The following is a 17,050-nucleotide window of genomic DNA, read 5'->3' as shown; positions in this document are numbered from 1 at the left end:
CACTCAGTTGGTGTAGCGCTGGCGTCCCAGCAGCGTGACCAGCAGCGCGACGGAGTCGGCATTTTTCAGCATCAGGTGTCGCCGCTTCACGGCGTCGTTGAGAAATACCGTGCGGGCGGCCGACAGCGTAGTCGCGCCCGTGATGCTGAGGATCGTGGAATATTCACCGCCATCGTCTTCGACAAAGTCGCGCCATCGATGCCCCTCCAGCGTGACGAACAGGTCTGAGGGCTGGGACAGATGGGAAAATCCCTGGGTCCGCAGCCGGTCCAGCTCGCGCTTGACCATGGTCTTATACGCGTCCGCGTCTTCCAGCAAATCGGGGAACGGCGCGGCAGCCCGCACATAGGCGATGTCGTGAGTATCCAGGGCAATATGGGACAATTCGTGCAATAGAATCGTGGCGCGAAAATGCGTACCGGTATTGAAGCCGGTAATAGTAAACAGCTGCTGGTTGAGGTCTCGTCCGGGAACGTTGAAGTAATCTTCAGTGAGATAGATACGTCTTTGCGGGTCGCTCCTGGAGGTAAAGGCCGTAGTGCCTTCCTGACCGGGCCGATTGCGACCGACAATGAAACGATCCGAGGTGTAGGGTCTGAGGCTGCGATCGCTGAACTCGCGAAACAGCGTTGTCACGCTGGCCTTCACCTCGGCAAGCAACGGCTGATCGACGCTGTTCACGCCGAAAAACCCGGTCAATATCTGACTGACCCTGGTGTCCAGTTGGGCCAGGGGATTAAGGTTGGTCAGGCAGGTCTCAAGGTAATTGATCGCCACGTGATACGCCTCGACGATCATCCGTGCCTTGTAACGCGCGCCCGCGCGGATTTCCCGCATGCCGTAGAACTCCGGCAGGAAGATCTCCTCCACCCTGGAAGGCGTCAGGCTGGAGGCGCGAAGCCGACTGACAGTACCGCCACCGCCGTAAAGCCCCATGCGCAGATCCAGTTCCCACTGTTGCTGGCCATTGAGCTTGACCTGCGGTCCGGTCTGGGTGTCGTCGACGATGTACCAGTGCTCCTCGATGAACTGCACCTGATAGACCTGCCCCGCCACCGGAGCATATTGACGTCTGGTATCCGGGTCGCGGTAAACGTTGAGCAGCAGATCCTTGTCGAGGGTATCGAGGGCCACATCATGCACCTCGAATACCCGCAGGCGACGCCTCAGCTCAGGGGTCAACTGTGAATTTCGCCAGGAAAATTTCGGCAACCCGGTCAGAACGGTTTCGCCTTTCGTCAGCGGCGACTTATCGTTCTGGACTTCCTCCTTGCTGCTGCGAAATGAAACGATACCGCCTATCGCCGCAGAAAACTCCGACAGCGCCTTGCCCCACTGCTGGTCGTAGGCCGCTTCGAACGAAGCTTCGAACAGGCTGTGGCTTTGCAGGGCGGTTACCAGCATGCCCAGCCTGCCCGGCGTGAACATGAGGATCTGGTCAAACCCCAGATTCATCAGATAGACGAACGCCTCCCAGTCGGCCTGGGCCGTGGTCACCGTCTGCTTGCGACTCATGGACTTGAGTACGCTGAGGGTTTCCAGGAACAGGTAATGCAGTACATTGCCCAGCACGGGCGCATCGGCCAGGGCTACCTCGCCGGGGCTGGATAGCGGCATATCCATGGAAGACTCGACACTCCAGGTGATGTGCGCCTCGACAAAACCGCCATTGCTGTAGCGTTTATGCAGCGAAGGATCAAGACGCCCCAGCACCAGATTTTGCAAAGAGGGTGACGTGCGCAGTTCTGCCAGCAGGTGCGCCTGATCGCGAAACTCCCTGAAGCTGAAGGCCTGGTTGAACAGCGTATGCAGAATCACCGGCCCTTGGCTGCGATCCTTGGGGCCGATCAGATAGACCCCTTCGACGGTATCGGCCTGCATGTCCGCACGGGGCAGCAGTTGCAGCGGACGCAAAGTGATGTCCTGCCCAAGCATCGGTTGGCGAGCGACGCCATCGGGCATATCGACAAGGCCGTGAATATACGCGTAGGCGGTGGTACTGAGGCGATTCTGCATTTTAAGTTCCTGCGCGACGATCAGCATGCGCGAAGGAACCTGAGTAATGAAACGCGTACGGCGCCGGGAGTACTCCTGATCGCTGATATCCAATTTCTTTTCCAGCATTGAACGGTACTGCTGGCCCAGATCCAGCCTGCGCACCAGGGCAATGACGTACTGCGGCGTCAGCTCCGCCGGGACCGGGGTACCGGGCGCAAACTCCAGGCTTAGCAGCGCGTCCTGCAATTCAGCAAAGTGATTGAGCGCAAAGAGCGTCAGGCTTTCCTGAGAAACCTGGGTCACCGCTGCGATACCCGATGGCGTACTGCCGGTCGTCACAGGGGTAGGCACATAGCGCGTCATCTTGACCGTAATGGCTTCCGGGTTCAGTGCGTAGCCGGGGAAATGCTGCTTGAGCTCCACCTTCAGCGCATGGTTGGAGAAGCCCCTGAGCCCGGCAATATCAGACAGGAAATCCTCTCTGGGATTGTTGCTCAGGTAGTAGCGGTCAAGCATATGCACGTAATCCACCAGATCATCGAGCGAGGCGGTTTTCAGCCAGTCGAGCATCTGGACCGTATAAGCCAGATTCTGGATTTCGGAAGACAGCAGATCCACCGCCAGAGTCAGCTTGTCGTCGCTCTGGGCGATTTCGACAAAACGATTGAAAAGCGCAGCAGGCAAGCGACTGGCCAGGGATCGATCCAGAGCCTGATAGATACCGGTGATCCGCCGGGCTTGCTCGTTATGCTGCAACTCGCGGATAAAGTGCCCCTGGACCGGGGTAAACCGAACTTTCAACGGAGCCCGGCGCGGCTGGCGCAGGTATTCACGCAACACCACCTGATCGTCCTCACCGAACAGGGACTGGTAGCGGTCCTGAAAATTGCCGGTACTCAGGCGCTCTTCGAGTTTTGCCTCCAGGTCCTGCTGCGTGTGATAGAGGTCAAGGCCCGCGACCACCGACCAAAGCAGGCCGAAACGTTCGCTATGCCCGGGCTGGCGCAGAAAGAAGATATTGGTCATGGCCAGCGGAGCTGGCCGGCCATCGAGAACCACTGACAAGAAACAGACTTCGACACGGTCATCACCGAACACTTCGCGCAGGCTGGCAACGGGCCGGGTCAGGACCTGGGTGACGGCATCCACCACATAGGGCGCCATGAAGCCACTGCGCTTGAGTAGCAGGTTGTCCAGATACAGCAGGCCATGGAGAATCTGTGCCCCCATGGCGTCAGGCTCCAGGCGTTGCTCGGGCAAGCGCAGGGGAGTGGCCAGGTAACGCCGGACCAGTTCCAGGTGACTGGCCATGAAGCCGCCGACAATCCGGCCGGTCAGATGATCGATCAGGCCCGGGGTCAGGCCCGGTTCAGGGTTCAGACTGCTGTCGGTGGCGCGACGCAATATACGGCTGCCTGCAGGCAGATGCGCATCGTGCAGCCCCATGACTCGTTCCAGCAGCAAATCAGGCAAGTCAATGCAGCTTCCAATACCACCCAACTGTACGACGATGTTCTTTGCATCAGGCGCCGCCACCCCCATGACCACCAGGTATTCGTTAAGGGCGGCGCGGGCGTGACGTGCCGGATCGGGACAGCTCTGTACCCGTTGCCGGGTCAGGGCCTCCAGGGCAATGACCTGATCGGCCCAGGACATCAGGGCCGGGTCCCTGGCGTTGAGCAGATTGCGCACGACTCCGGCCTCGTGTGGCTCAGGCACCATCAACGCTTGCGGCCAGCGTCGGGTAAAGGCCTGGAGCTGAGCCAGCCAACGGCCGCCGCCATCCAGTCGCAGCAGCCGGCGATCAACCAGATGGCGAATATCCAGGGCATCGTCGAACATGGCCGCAAGAACGCTGAAGTTACTCCGAGGCTGTTTGAGGACAAAATCCAGATTGTGCTGCTGCAAGGCAATGATCGAGTCGCTGATCTCGATGAAGAGCGCGCTATCGACCACCGGGCAAGTCAGGGAAAATGAATCGGCGGCGTTCAACCGCAACTGATCCTTCGCACACAGGTAATACAGCAGCTCTGCGCGCCCTGAGGTGCTGGCATAATGCTCGGTCAGGGCTACGGTATCGTCGAATCGACGCAAGCCATGGATACTCGAGTACAACCACAGGCCGGGCCAGTTATTCGAGGTAACAGTAAACACCCCGGCCAGCCTGATCGGCGCCTGATCGGCCAGTCTGATCGCCAGTCTGCTGGTCGTGGTCCGGTGCCCAAGCGCGGGACGCGAGGAGGCCGGCTGTAACAAAGCGGCAAGGTGACGGAACTCGTCCGAGGCAAAAGTCCCATCCTCAGAACGGCTCAACAGTTCCTGATGAAAAGTCTCTGCTATAGCCTTGGCCAGCATTTCCCGCCCTGTGCTCCCCAACCTGTCCGGCTCGTCCCAGAAGCGATCAAGCGTGGCAGGATAAGCCGACTTGAATTGCGCGCAGGTCCGGTCCAGAGCCTCCTGGCAAAGCCTGGCCACCTGCAGGCTCAAGGGCCTGCCCGACGCCCCCAACCACCGACGCTCCTCCCCTTCCTCCAGCGCGTTGCCGAGGAAGTCGGCGATGAGGGCCTGCTCCAGGGTTTGCAACTGAACCACGGAATTGAGGGCGATTGCTTCGGTGGCTGCAGCTTCGCTGCGCACGATTTGCGCCGCCAGCCCCTGGATATCGATCTCTCGGTCAGGCACTGCAGCACCAAGGTTTTCGTTCAGGACCTCTGCCAGTGCTTCACGCAGTGAAGGAACTTGCAGCAGCATCTGATTCAGCAGCCGCAGGTACTGCATTTGCTGATCGACCAACAGGTACATGCGCTGTTCGAAGGGTTCCCCTTCGAGCAACTGATATTCGAAGATCCCGCCAGCGCTGGCATCCTCGGAAAAAAGCCGGTTTACCGCTGCCAGCAGCGCGGCCCGGCTGTCGAACCGCAGCAGACCGTACAACAGGGTATCGAGGTAGATGTGCACGATTGCGGGGTCGCGGCTGCTGATCAGCAGCGCACCGGTCATTTCCGAGCCAGGCAACGAACCGTCCTCGAGCACCAGCCGATCAATACGATGTGTTAACCGGGTGTCCTGCCCGGGATCGGCCAGTTGCGCCAGCCATCGGCGCTCTTCGGCGGAAATACCGCCATCGCGAAATGCATCATCGACGTTCTGGATAAATCGTCGGTGCAGCAACTCGACCTGAAAGTGAACGGAAAATGCAGAAGTCATGGAGCCTGTCCTTTTCATGCTGAAACCCCGCGCAGGCAAAGTGCGCGGGGTCGAGAATGAAAAGGAGCTTAACGAGGGCGAACCGCACAAAAACCATACATAAATGAATGCAGGTCCTCAATGGCCCTATACGTGTCTGGCCACCCAGGTGGCGTAGGCATCGATGAAGGTTTGCAGGAATGGCCGGGTTTTCTCGGACAGGCTGCCGGCCTCATCGAAGAAGGTCCCGGCATTGCCCAGATAGGCCTCGGGCTGCTGCATGCAGGGCACGTTGAGGAAGACCAGGGACTGGCGCAAATGATGATTGGCGCCAAAGCCGCCAATGGCGCCCGGCGAGGCACTGAGCACCGCGCCAGGTTTGCCGGACCATGCACTCTGTCCATAAGGACGGGAGCCGACATCAATGGCGTTTTTCAGCACGCCAGGCACCGAGCGGTTGTATTCCGGGGTCACGAACAGCACACCGTCGGCGGCATTGAGCTGCAGGCGAAACGCCGCATAGCTCGGCGGTGTATGGGTCGGGGTATCGATATCTTCGTTATAGAGCGGCAGTTCACCGATTTCAACGATAGACAGCTTCAGGTTGGGCGGAGCCAGGGCAACCAGGGCCTGGGCGATCTTGCGGTTGATCGAATCCTTTCTGAGACTGCCGACAACTACTGCAATTGAATAGATCTGGCTCATGACAAATATCCGTTATCAGTTCAGGAAAAATCGGAACCCTAGTGTCCTGTCTCGTAAATACGTTCACTCTGGTCGAGTGGCTGGTTTTGTCAGGCAAGGCGCCGCGACGAGTCATAGCAGGGCTATGGGGGGAGCGGCAACGCAGCCTGGCGAAATCAGACGCCGTCCAGATTGAACAGCTTATTTGCCAGACAGGACACTAGTTATAGATGATCCTGCAGCCCTTCCCCAGCTTTACTCCATAAGCCCCATTCACGGCCGTGGGCGCGGTATTTTTTCGCTGCGGGAAAACTCCATGGAAAAACATCGGTCTACAGAGCGCCTGCAAAGATGTTACAAGTCTTGGCTGGCACAGAGTCAGCCCACATTGATGGCAGGCTGGCGTGGTAAACGAGCGGTTATTTTCAGAGGTTACAAAGCAAATGGTTGCAGTTCTGGTTGGAAAATTTCATGCAAGGGACGCGGAGGGACGGGTCTACTCGGTGCATGAGTTCCAGGAATCATCGCCCGCCGGGGCTGAATCTGACGCCAGCGCGCCGGTTTCGACCTATCGTCTGGCGATCGGCGACCGCGTGACGCATCTGGGCGGCGATGACTTCGAGCTGCTTCAGTCTGGCGTGAAGATGACGCGAACTTCCTGACTGGCTGTCCCCGCTGGGCGCAACCCAGCGCATTGAGTTGGAATGCAGAATTTTTGTGGGAGCGGATTTATCCGCGAAGGCTTTATTTGAGTCGATACACATGTATCGAGTGCACTGGCCTCTGAGCGAATAAACTCGCTCCCACTCCGGTTAATGCCTGCTGCCCTCGGCTTGCTGAGGTGGCAGATGTCCTGTCAGTCAAACAACAGATACCAGAACACCGCCGCCTCGCGGCTCTGCGGGTTGATGCCGCGATAACGCAGGTGATCGACCCCGCCCACGACATAACCACAGCGCTCGTATAGACGACAGGCCGCCAGGTTGTTGTTCTGGGTTTCCAGCATGACCCCCGCCAATTCGCGCTTGCGACTCCAGAACTGCGCCACGTCCAGCAGCGAACGGGCCACCCCATGGCGGCGCGCCGAAACATCCACTGCCAGCTCGTCGACGTGAGCGAAGCCATTCCAGTGGGTGCTGAGCACGATATGCCCCACCGCCTGCTCGCCCAACCAGGCCACCAGAATGGTGCTGTCGGTGGCATCACGGTGATCGCAGAACTCCTGGGAGTCGATGCCGTAATTCTTGCTGTAGGGCGTAACCGCTTCGATCGGCCAGCTGTCCACCGGCTCGCCCGGTATGACCTGGGCATAGCCGCTGACCGTGAAAGTGAATTCGCTGTTGAGGATGTAATCCTCGAAACGCTCGTCGGCGACGCGAATGCTCAGGCCGGACTCTTCCATCGGGTTACCTGCTGTCAGGCGTTGGCCTGGGCCTGGGCCTCGAGCAATTGAACCCATAACGCCGGAGCACCCGCCGACTTGGCGATGATCGCCAGGCGTGCCTCGTGAGCGGCCAGTTCTTCGTCGCTGGCGCGGATAATCCGCGCAGGCGAGCGATTGGCCGGCAGGCGACGAATCTCGCTGGCCTGACTGCCGGAACCGTCGCCCGAACCATGGCCATCGGAAGAATTGCCGGCCAGGGACAGGCTGGTCTGGCCGCCGGTCATGGTCAGGTAGACGTCGGCGAGAATTTCCGAGTCGAGCAACGCGCCGTGCAGTTCACGGCCGGAGTTGTCGACGCCGTAGCGCTTGCACAGGGCATCGAGGCTGTTGCGCTGGCCGGGGTGACGCTCACGGGCCATCAGCAGGGTATCGAGTACCGTGCAATGCCGGGTGATATCAGCGCGGTCCTGCTGGCCGATCAGGGCGAATTCGTTGTTGATGAAGCCAACGTCAAACGCCGCGTTATGGATGATCAGTTGCGCGCCCTTGATGAACTCGAAGAATTCATCGGCCACTTCAGCGAAACGCGGCTTGCCTACCAGGAACTCGTTGGTGATGCCATGCACCCCGATCGCCCCTTCATCGCTTTCGCGGTCGGGTTGCAGGTACACGTGAAAATGCCGCCCGGTCAGGCGGCGGCCGATCAACTCGACGCAACCGATCTCGATGATGCGGTGACCGTCAGTCACCGGCATACCAGTGGTTTCGGTATCGAGTACGATCGACCTGTTATCTGTGTTTTGTACTGACATTGCCTTGCTGCCTCATCTACAGGCGGCGATCTTAACACGGTGCAAACTGCCGTGAGCCTGCATCACGTCCTGGGGTCGCCAGCATTAACCCAGGCGGGCGCTGCGCACTTCGTCCACGCCACGGTTGGCCAACTGGTCGGCGCGCTCGTTGCCCGCATGACCGATATGCCCGCGTACCCACTGCCAGGTGACGTTATGGCGGTTGACCTGTTCGTCGAGCAGTTTCCACAGATCGGCGTTCTTGACCGGCTCCTTGGCGGCGGTTTTCCAGCCGCGCTTCTTCCAGTTGGCCATCCACTCGGTGATGCCTTTCATCACGTATTGCGAATCCGTCACCAGCGTCACGTCGCAGGAGCGCTTGAGCTCTTCCAGACCGCGAATGGCACCAAGCAGCTCCATGCGGTTATTGGTGGTATTGGCTTCGCCACCCCACAACTCCTTTTCCACGCCCTTGCAGACCAATAAAGCGCCCCAGCCGCCTGGGCCGGGGTTGCCCTTGCAAGCGCCATCGGTGAAGAGCTCAACAGTGTCGTTCATTTATTTCTTTCCGTAAGAATGCAAACCCCTCTGTAGGAGCTGCCGAAGGCTGCGAAAGCGGCGTATGAGAAAAAACCAATCGCAGCCTTCGGCAGCTCCTACAAGGTTTCATTCCAATTCAATAAAGTGGCTCAGGAATCCGGCCCGCTGCGATTGACCTTGGCCATCGGCAGCGGAATCAGCTTGCCCATGGGCTCGCGACGCACCTGGCGCAAGGGCCGCAGGCCAACCACCAGTTTGCGCGCGACCAATAAATAGAAACCGCCACCGGGGCTCTGCCAGCCGTCGCCCAAGCGCTCCAGGCCGGCCAGACGTGACTGCCAGACGGCCGAGGCAAGCGGCGGACGATAGCACCCGAAGCGGCGTTTCTCCAGCGCGAAGCCCAGCAGGTTGAGCCAGTCCGCGACCCGCGAAGGTGAAATGCAGCGCGCCTTGCGCAAGGCGTCACGGGCAAAGACATGGCGCAGGCCCCACGTGCTCCAGGGGTTGATCCCGACAATCAGCAGGTGCCCGCCCGGACGTACACTGCTGGCCGCTTCGCGCAGCAGACCGTGGGGCGACAGACAGAAATCCAGGCCATGCTGCAGCACCACCACATCGGCGGCATGCTCGCTCAGCGGCCAGGCCTGCTCTTCGCAGACAATCTCTACCCCGGGCAAAGGCGCGCCCAGGCGAACGTTGCGTTGCACCTGCGGGGCGACCGGCGGGTTTTGCGCCGAAGGGCCGTAATGCACCAGATAACCACCAAAATAACGCCCCAGTTCCTCGTCCAGAACCTGGCGTTCTTCGTCCAGCAACAGCCGCCCCAATGGCCCGGAAAGCCACTCGCGGGCCGAGCTGATCAACGCCAGCCATTCGGGATCGGCTTGGGCGAACGCTTTATCGGTCATGTGTGATCTCCTCCGGGGTTCTCGCACCGAGCGGGTTCAGAGCCTAGGCTCTATACGAAATGTATCTGCGGGCTCCGCGCGTGATGCTGCGTTGAAAACAGGCTCGGACGACTGAAAGGAGAACGTCCGAAGGACGGCCCGAAGGGGCCGCGCAGCGGATAATGCTCATTTACAGCCAGTAAAGTCGTGCGCGACCCCGGCCGTTCCTCGCCTGTTTTCGCCTTGCCTGACCTTCGCTCGAAAACATTTCGTATAGAGCCTAAGATGCACCATTGTCTTCCGCCATGCGAATTGCGCCATGATACAGATCGATGCCCTGCCCGCTTTCAACGACAATTACATCTGGTTGTTGCAGGATGCTTCCAGCCGCCGCTGTGCTGCAGTCGACCCCGGTGATGCCGCTCCGGTGCTGGCCTGGCTGGCAAAAAATCCTGGCTGGCAACTGAGCGACATTCTGGTCACTCACCATCATCACGATCATGTCGGCGGTGTCGCCGAGCTTAAACAGGCCAGCGGTGCCCGGGTTCTGGGCCCGGCCACGGAAAACATTCCGGCACGGGACATTGCCCTGAGTGATAACCAGCACGTTGAAGTGCTGGGCCTGGACTTCCAGATCTACACAGTCCCCGGCCATACCCTGGGCCATGTGGCCTTTTACCATGCCGATGCGCATAGACCGTTACTGTTCTGCGGCGATACCCTGTTTGCCGCCGGTTGCGGACGCCTGTTCGAAGGCACTCCGGAACAAATGCACCATTCCCTCAGCCGCCTCAGCGCCCTGCCGGGCAACACTCTGGTCTACTGCACCCACGAATATACCTTGAGCAATCTGCGCTTTGCGGTGGCAGTGGAACCGGACAACCACGATATCGCCGAGCGCTTTGCCCAGGTCAGCCGCTGGCGTGAAGAAAACCGCATCAGCCTGCCCTCCACCATCGAAATGGAGCTGCGCACCAATCCATTTATACGGACCCATGAAACATCCGTTAAAGAAAAAGCGGACGAACGGAGCGGCACCGATAACACCTCGCCAAGCGCGATTTTTGCCAGCCTGAGGGCTTGGAAGGATAAGTTCTGAAGGACAACCAGAGCCGCACAAAAATTCACAATGGTTGACCATCGGCAGGACGCTTCCTAGAATCGCCCGACATTTTCGCCTGGACTCTCTCCCAGACAATGTCGTCAACCCTGATAAAAGCCATTAATTCCGGTGCCCTGACCCGGTTGGCACAAGCCGTGGCCGTCGCCTTGAGCGCGACCCTGGTCGGCTGCCAGACCAGCAGCACTCTGGAGGCTGATCCCGCCACCCATCGTGTGCCGAATCTCGCCGCCGGAATCAAGCAGAAGCCGGTGTTCCTGACCCACAAACCCAGTCCCCTGGCACCACCCCAGGATGTCTGGGAACGCATGCGCCAGGGCTTCCAGCTGCAACAGGGCAACGATATGAACCCGCGCATCGAACAACAGCGCCTGTGGTTCGCCAATAACCCCTCGTTCCTGGAAAATGCCAGTGAACGCGGCAGCCTCTACATGCACTACATCGTCGAACGCCTGGAAGAACGCAACATGCCCCAGGAGCTGGCCCTGCTGCCAGTTATCGAAAGCGCCTACAACCCCATGGCCCTGTCACGCAGCAATGCTGCAGGCCTGTGGCAGTTCATACCGTCCACCGGCCGCTATTTCAGCCTTCGCCAGACCAACTTCTACGACGGTCGTCGCGATATCCAGGCATCCACCGTCGCCGCGCTGGACTACCTGACCCGCCTGCACGATATGTTCAACGGTGACTGGCTGCTGGCCCTGGCAGCCTATAACGCCGGTGAAGGCACGGTGAGCCGGGCCATCGAGCGCAACGAAAAGCTCAACCTGCCAACTGATTACTGGAACCTGCCGCTGCCGCAGGAAACCCGTGACTACGTGCCCAAGCTGCTGGCGCTGTCCCAGGTGGTACTGGCACCGGAAGCCTATGGCGTGAACCTCAACCCGATCGCCAACGAACCCTACTTTGAGGTCGTTGAACTGAACCAGAGCGTCGACCTGAACAAGGTCGCAGCCATGGCCGATATCGATCAGGATGAGCTGTTCCAGCTTAACCCGGCCTTCAAGAAACGCATGACCATCGATGGCCCGCAGCATCTGCTGGTGCCGACGTCCAAGGCCCAGTTGCTCAGCGCCAACCTGAAGATGAAGTCTGACGAGTTGCTGGTGGACTGGCAGCAGGTGCGCAAAGGTCAGCAGGAAGCTCTGGCCACCAATGGCAAGCCCGCTCGCAGCCGTACCTACAAGATCAAGCCCGGAGACAACCTGACCAACATCGCCAAGGCGAACAGGGTCGCGGTCAAGGACATCCAGCACTGGAACCAGCTGTCCGGCAAGGACCTCAAGGTCGGTCAGGTACTGGTCATGTCGGCACCCGCCAGCGCCGCGCCGAAGGGCTCGGCCAAGGGCCGGATCAACCAGACCATCGCTGCCAGGGCCCCGGCCAAAGGCGCCGACAAGGCGGTGGCCAGCAGCGGCGAAGGCGACAAGAAGTCCATGCAGTACAAGATCCAGAAAGGCGATTCGATGTATCTGGTCGCCAAGCGCTTCAACGTCGAGATGCAGCATCTCAAGCGCTGGAACCCTCGCACCGGCCAGGCGCTCAAGCCGGGCCAGACCCTGACCGTCTATCTGCCGCATTGATTCCATGACCCGCCCGGGCCGGACAACCCGGGCGGGTCGCCAGCGCCTTTGCCGTGCCGCGCTTTTTCGTGTCGATACAAGCTGTTACTGTTGCCGGTCTATGGATCGGATGCCTGAATTGATACGCCCTCTGCTGCTCATCATGAGTCTGGCCTTGAGCGCTCCCGCAACCGCGACCATCATTGAAAGCCATGGTTATGCGCAGTTCGGGGTGCTGAAGTACCCGGCCAGCTTCACTCATTTCGACTGGGTCAACCCCGAGGCGGCGAAAGGCGGCACCTTGCGTTTCATGGCGTTTGGCACCTTCGATACGCTCAACCCCTATACCCTCAAGGGCAGCAGCCCGGTCTCGACGCCGAACTTCCTCCAATACGGCATCAACGAGCTGAACGAGCCGCTGATGGTCGGTACAGGCCAGTACGACCCATCCGGTGACGAACCCACCTCCAGCTATGGCCTGATCGCCGAAAGTGTCGAGTACAGCGAAGACCGCAGCTGGGTCGTGTTCAACCTGCGTCCCCAGGCGCGTTTCCATGACGGCAAGCCGATCACCGCCTATGACGTGGCGTTTTCCTATCGCACGCTGCTCAAGGACGGCCACCCGCAGTACCGCACGGCGCTGCAGGAAGTACAGCGGGTCGATATCCTCAATCGCCAGCGCATCCGTTTTGTTTTCAAGCGTTCGGGCAATCCTCTGCTGATCCTGCGCCTGGGCGAATTGCCGGTGCTGCCGCAGCACTATTGGGAAAAGCGCGACTTCAGGGCTACTACCTTCGATCCGCCACTGGGCAGCGGGCCGTACCGCATCACTCGCGTGCAACCGGGGCGGCAACTGGTGTTCGAGCGGGTCAAGGATTACTGGGGCAAGGACCTGCCGGTCAATCGCGGTAAATATAATTTCGATCGTGCCATCGTCGAGTTCTATCGCGACAGCGACGTGGCCTTCGAAGCCTTCAAGGCCAACGAGTTCGACATTTATATCGAGCATCAGGCCAAGAACTGGGCCAATGGCTACAGCTTCCCGGCGGTGGCCAACGGTCAGGTGATCAAGGCGCAGATCCCCCACCGGATTCCGACCCAGACCCAGGGTCTGTTCATGAACACCCGCCGGGGCACCTTCGCCGATATCAAGGTTCGCGAAGCTCTGGGCCTGATGTTCAATTTCGAGTGGACCAATCGCACGCTGTTCAACGATGCGTACAGCCGCTCGACCAGCTACTACCCCAACAGCGAATTTACCGCCGGCGGCGTGCCCAGCGGTCGCGAATGGCTGGTGCTGGCGCCATTCAAGGACCATTTGCCCGCCAACCTCTATACCCGGCCATTCAGCGTGTCGAAAACCGACGGCAGCGGCATTCCCCGGGAAACCCTGCGCCAGGCCCTGAACCTGTTTGCCGAAGCGGGTTGGAAGTTGTCGGATCAGCGTCTGGTCAACAAGAACGGCGAGCCGCTGCGTTTCGAGATTCTGCTGGTCAATCCCAATCTGGAGCGCATCCTGCAGCCCTATATCGAGGACCTGCGCCATATCGGCATCGACGCCGGGCTGCGCACCGTTGACCGGGCACAATACAAGCAGCGCCTGGATCAGTTCGACTTCGACATGATCCTGATGACTCTCGGCCAGACCCTCAGCCCCGGCCTGGAGCAGTGGCAGTACTTCCATTCCAGCCAGGCGACGATCAAGGGCAGCAAGAACTACGCAGGCATTGCCAACCCGGTGGTGGACCAATTACTCAACCAACTGCTGGCGGCGCAATCCCGTGATGAACAAGTGGCCACTGCCCGCGCCCTGGACCGGGTCCTGCTGGCCGGGCATTACATGATTCCGAATTGGTATCTCAACAATCATCGTCTGGCCTGGCGCAATCGATTCGCCATGGTCACCACCCCGCCCTACACCCTCGGGCTGCGCGCGTGGTGGCTCAAATCTGCGGAGAAGACTCAATGACCGTCCTACGCTCGCTGCGCACACAGGCCAGCGGCCTCTTGCTGCTGAGCCTGGCCTGCGCAGTACAGGCAGCGCCGGAACATGCCCTGACCCTGTATGGCGAAGCGCCCAAGTACCCGGCCACCTTCAAGCACTTCGATTACGTCAATCCCGATGCGCCCAAGGGCGGGCTCTTCCGCCAGGCCGGATCCGGCGGTTTCGACAGCCTCAATCCATTTATTGGCAAGGGCGTGCCCGCCGACGATATCGGCATGATCTACGACACCCTGGCCCGGCAAAGCCTGGATGAACCGTTCACCGAATACGGGCTGATCGCCAGCAAGATTGAAAAAGCCCCGGACAACAGTTGGGTGCGCTTCTACCTGCGCCCGGAAGCGCGCTTCCATGATGGCCATCCCATCCGTGCCGAAGACGTGGTGTTCACTTTTCAGACCCTGATCAAGAGCGGCGCGCCGCTGTACCGCAGCTATTACGCCGATATCGACGAAGCCGTGGCGGAAAACCCGTTGCAGGTGCTGTTCAAGTTCAAGCACACCAATAACCGCGAGCTGCCGCTGATCATTGGCCAGTTACCGGTACTGCCCAAGCACTTCTGGGAAAACCGTGATTTCACCAAGGGCAACCTCACCGTGCCGTTGGGCAGCGGCCCGTACAAGGTCGGCCAGGTCAAGGCCGGGCGCTCGATCAGCTACACCCGGGTCAAGGATTACTGGGGCAAGGATCTGCCGATCAACAAGGGCCAGTACAACTTCGACGTGATGTCCGTGGACTATTACCGCGACAACAATGTGGCCCTGGAAGCCATGAAGGCCGGGCAGTTCGATTATTGGCTGGAGAGCACGGCGAAGAACTGGGCCACCGCCTACGACATTCCAGCGGTGCGTGAAGGCCGTTTGATCAAGGAAGAGATCCCCAACGGCAACCCCACCGGTATGCAGGGCTTTGTCTTCAACATTCGTCGACCGATCTTCCAGGATGTGCGCGTGCGCCATGCCCTGAGCCTGTTGATGGACTTCGAGTGGACCAACAAGCAACTGTTCAACGGTGCTTACAGCCGCGCCTACAGTTACTTCTCCAATTCCGACATGGCTTCCAGAGGCCTGCCGTCCCAGGCCGAACTGGATATTCTCAACCCGCTGCGCGGGCAGATCCCGGATGAAGTGTTCACCCAGGCCTTCACCCTGCCGGTTACCGATGGCAGCGGCATGATTCGTCCGCAACAGCGCCAGGCCTTCCAGTTGTTACAGGAAGCCGGCTGGAAAATCGTCGACGATAAGATGGTCGATACCCAGGGCAAACCGGTCAGCCTGGAGTTTCTCCTGGCCCAACCGGAATTCGAGCGGGTGTTGCTGCCGTTCAAGCGCAATCTGAGCGATCTGGGTATCGAACTGGTACTGCGCCGGGTCGATGTATCGCAATACATCACTCGTCGTCGCACCCGCGACTTCGACATGACCATCGGCACCTTCCCCCAGTCCAGTTCACCCGGTAATGAACAGCGCGAGTACTGGGACTCCTCCAGTGCCGACAAGCCGGGCAGTTATAACCTGATCGGTTTGAAGAGCCCGGCCATCGACACCCTGGTGGACGGCTTGATCAACTCCGACACCCGGCAAAGCCTGATCGATCACGCCAAAGCGCTGGACCGGGTGCTGCTGTGGGGCTATTACGTCATCCCCAACTGGTACATCAAGACCTGGCGCGTGGCCTACTGGAATCATATCGCCCACCCCAAGGTGCCGCCGCTGTATGACGTCGGTATTTCCACCTGGTGGATCAAGCCCGATGCCAAGCCTGCGGTAGAAATACCGCCGGCAGACACCCAGGCCCCTGCACCTGGTACGGAGCAATAACATGCTGGCTTACATCATTCGCCGCCTGCTGCTGATCATCCCGACGCTGTTCGGCATCCTGCTGATCAACTTCATCATCATCCAGGCCGCACCGGGCGGGCCAGTGGAGCAGATGATCGCCAAGCTCGAAGGTTTCGACGGCGCCACCAGCCGGATTGCCGGCGGCGGTGCCGAGGTGGCCGTGGCCGGCTCCACCTATCGCGGCGCCCAGGGCCTGGACCCGGCGCTGATCAAGGAAATCGAGCATCTGTACGGTTTCGACAAGTCGGCACCGGAACGCCTGTGGATCATGATCAAGAACTACGCCCGACTGGACTTCGGCGACAGCTTCTTCCGCGACGCCAAGGTCATCGACCTGATCGCCGAGAAGATGCCCGTGTCCATCTCCCTTGGGCTGTGGAGCACCCTGATCATGTACCTGGTGTCGATCCCCCTGGGCATCGCCAAGGCCACACGCCACGGTAGCCATTTCGACGTCTGGACCAGTTCGGCGATCATCGTCGGCTATGCCATCCCCGCCTTCCTGTTCGCCATCCTGCTGATCGTGGTATTTGCCGGCGGCAGCTATTTCGACTGGTTCCCGTTACGGGGCCTGACCTCGAACAACTTCGATGAGCTGAGCCTGGGCGGCAAGATCCTCGATTATTTCTGGCACCTGGCCCTGCCGATCACCGCCCTGGTCATCGGCAACTTCGCCACCATGACCCTGCTGACCAAGAACAGCTTCCTCGACGAAATCGGCAAGCAATACGTGATCACCGCCAAGGCCAAGGGCCTGAGCAACAATCGCGTGCTGTACGGGCACATCTTCCGTAACGCCATGTTGCTGGTCATTGCCGGTTTCCCGTCGGCCTTCATCGGCATCTTCTTTACCGGCTCCCTGCTGGTGGAAGTGATCTTCTCCCTCGACGGCCTGGGCCTGATGAGTTTCGAGGCGGCGATCAACCGCGACTATCCGGTGGTCTTCGGCACCCTGTTCATCTTCACCCTGCTGGGGCTGGTGGTGAAACTGATCGGCGACATCACCTACACCCTGGTTGACCCGCGCATCGACTTCGAAAGCAGGAAGCATTGAT

At 59.8% G+C, this 17,050-nt stretch carries 12 protein-coding genes; 6 read left to right on the top strand and 6 right to left on the bottom strand.

Going from position 1 to position 17,050, the window contains the following annotated elements; genetic code table 11:
- Positions 1–3 precede the first annotated feature (3 nt).
- The gene (locus tag ACCD02_RS17670; protein ID WP_413304339.1) at positions 4–5,205 is read right to left on the bottom strand and encodes a dermonecrotic toxin domain-containing protein; all 5,202 of its coding nucleotides are present in this window, start codon (positions 5,203–5,205) and stop codon (positions 4–6) included.
- 126 nt (positions 5,206–5,331) lie between these two features.
- Entirely contained in the window at positions 5,332–5,889 is a 558-nt protein-coding gene (locus tag ACCD02_RS17665; RefSeq protein WP_413304336.1) for an NADPH-dependent FMN reductase, read from the bottom strand.
- 422 nt (positions 5,890–6,311) lie between these two features.
- On the opposite strand from ACCD02_RS17665, the gene ACCD02_RS17660 reads away from it, so the two are divergent.
- Complete coding sequence (locus tag ACCD02_RS17660) at positions 6,312–6,530, top strand: hypothetical protein (RefSeq protein WP_413304334.1); 219 nt, start codon at positions 6,312–6,314, stop codon at positions 6,528–6,530.
- 194 nt (positions 6,531–6,724) lie between these two features.
- Here the strand turns inward: ACCD02_RS17660 and ACCD02_RS17655 are convergent, their stop codons facing one another.
- From ACCD02_RS17655 to ACCD02_RS17640, 4 genes are all read right to left on the bottom strand, one after another.
- Positions 6,725–7,270: a GNAT family N-acetyltransferase gene (locus ACCD02_RS17655; protein WP_413304331.1), complete on the bottom strand. Its 546-nt coding sequence runs from the start codon at positions 7,268–7,270 to the stop codon at positions 6,725–6,727.
- Between the two features lie 14 nt (positions 7,271–7,284).
- On the bottom strand, positions 7,285–8,064 hold the full coding sequence (gene dnaQ, locus ACCD02_RS17650; protein ID WP_413304329.1) for a DNA polymerase III subunit epsilon: 780 nt from the start codon (positions 8,062–8,064) through the stop codon (positions 7,285–7,287).
- Positions 8,065–8,148: 84 nt separating this feature from the next.
- The gene (gene rnhA, locus ACCD02_RS17645) at positions 8,149–8,601 is read right to left on the bottom strand and encodes a ribonuclease HI (RefSeq protein ID WP_413304327.1); all 453 of its coding nucleotides are present in this window, start codon (positions 8,599–8,601) and stop codon (positions 8,149–8,151) included.
- A gap of 131 nt (positions 8,602–8,732) precedes the next feature.
- Entirely contained in the window at positions 8,733–9,491 is a 759-nt protein-coding gene (locus ACCD02_RS17640; RefSeq protein WP_413304325.1) for a class I SAM-dependent methyltransferase, read from the bottom strand.
- Positions 9,492–9,789: 298 nt separating this feature from the next.
- Here ACCD02_RS17640 and gloB point away from each other — a divergent pair, with 298 nt between their 5' ends.
- From gloB to ACCD02_RS17615, 5 genes are all read left to right on the top strand, one after another.
- A complete protein-coding gene (gloB, locus tag ACCD02_RS17635) occupies positions 9,790–10,569 on the top strand; it encodes a hydroxyacylglutathione hydrolase (RefSeq protein WP_413304322.1) in 780 nt (259 codons plus the stop codon).
- 98 nt (positions 10,570–10,667) lie between these two features.
- The gene (locus tag ACCD02_RS17630; protein ID WP_413304320.1) at positions 10,668–12,173 is read left to right on the top strand and encodes a transglycosylase SLT domain-containing protein; all 1,506 of its coding nucleotides are present in this window, start codon (positions 10,668–10,670) and stop codon (positions 12,171–12,173) included.
- Between the two features lie 109 nt (positions 12,174–12,282).
- Complete coding sequence (locus ACCD02_RS17625; RefSeq protein ID WP_413304318.1) at positions 12,283–14,121, top strand: extracellular solute-binding protein; 1,839 nt, start codon at positions 12,283–12,285, stop codon at positions 14,119–14,121.
- Positions 14,118–15,974 (top strand): extracellular solute-binding protein, encoded by a 1,857-nt coding sequence (locus tag ACCD02_RS17620; protein ID WP_413304316.1) that lies wholly within the window; start codon positions 14,118–14,120, stop codon positions 15,972–15,974. Before ACCD02_RS17625 ends, ACCD02_RS17620 begins: the two co-directional genes overlap by 4 nt.
- Position 15,975: 1 nt before the next feature.
- Positions 15,976–17,049, top strand: a complete 1,074-nt coding sequence (locus tag ACCD02_RS17615) for a microcin C ABC transporter permease YejB (RefSeq protein ID WP_413304313.1) — start codon at positions 15,976–15,978, stop codon at positions 17,047–17,049.
- Position 17,050 lies beyond the last annotated feature (1 nt).

The sequence above is a fragment of the Pseudomonas sp. Pseusp88 genome, from assembly GCF_047303955.1.
In the GTDB taxonomy this organism is placed as follows: Bacteria; Pseudomonadota; Gammaproteobacteria; order Pseudomonadales; family Pseudomonadaceae; genus Aquipseudomonas.
Note: the sequence above shows the minus strand (reverse complement) of the source record. Positions and strands in the feature narration are given on the sequence as shown.